This window comes from Alteromonas sp. a30 (genome assembly GCF_026788005.1).
Taxonomy (GTDB): Bacteria; Pseudomonadota; Gammaproteobacteria; order Enterobacterales; family Alteromonadaceae; genus Paraneptunicella.
The window spans coordinates 1-813 of the sequence record NZ_JABEPE010000090.1 but is presented as its reverse complement, the minus strand read 5'-3'; the positions used below and the strand labels follow the sequence as shown (position 1 = coordinate 813).

The 813-nt window shown below is 39.2% G+C and carries 1 protein-coding gene; it reads right to left on the bottom strand.

Going from position 1 to position 813, the window contains the following annotated elements; all coding sequences use genetic code 11:
* Positions 1-90 precede the first annotated feature (90 nt).
* On the bottom strand, positions 91-600 hold the full coding sequence (locus HJG39_RS19325; protein WP_268412060.1) for a hypothetical protein: 510 nt from the start codon (positions 598-600) through the stop codon (positions 91-93).
* Positions 601-813: the final 213 nt, after the last annotated feature.

Genomic DNA, 813 nt, shown 5'->3' with positions numbered 1-813 from the left:
CCTCACTTGTACAACATATGGAACAAGTTTAGTTTAAAACTAATTATATGTACAGGATGTTGTGCATTTCTTTGCCGGTGCAGCCGCTTGTTAGTTGCTTTGTAGTGATTTTGCTAGTTTTATAGATTGATGGCATAAACCCACCTGAACAAAAGCTAAAAAAATACCTGCGCCAGACAGAAATGATAGAACTATTACCCCTTCAATTAATTTGTCGTCTCGGATTTGCATTGTGAGAAGTGGGTAAAGCGCGATAAATGTAAAAAGAAATAGGAAGAGCGACTGCACCCCCTGAACCCAAGCACAGAATTTATGAAATACACGCTGAACGGAAATTGGCGCCTCAATTATTATGCCTTTGTGGGTTGGCTCTTTAAAAGCCTCCTTCCAAATTAGCTTGCACAGTTCAGCGAACCCATTTGCCAGAAATTTAATTGATGCACTTTCAAATAATTTATCTATTAGCTTTGCAACAACTAATAAAAAGAAAATAAATGGAGACCACTTAATGACAAACTCACCAAAAGGAGCCACCTCCATGGGCAACTCGCTTGCGACTTGTGTTGCTAATTCTTTATATGATTCCCAATACTCTTTCATTCTTATCCCTGTGTTTGTCGATAGCCTTGGCAACTAGACACAATGACTCCCAGTGAAATGCTAGCCTCCGCATTTTCGTGGGTTAGCTGAAAGCCAGTGCCATAATTAGTTTGCTTAAGACTAAATCATTTGGAGACTAGCATGAACAAACATAGCATGATTTTTATCGGACTGGATACGCACAAAGAATTTCATGAGGTCGCGTATTGTGAA

Coding starts and splice junctions, on each gene's coding strand:
- HJG39_RS19325 (WP_268412060.1), bottom strand. CDS start 600: ATGAAAGAGTATTGGGAATCATATAAAGAATTAGCAACACAAGTCGCA.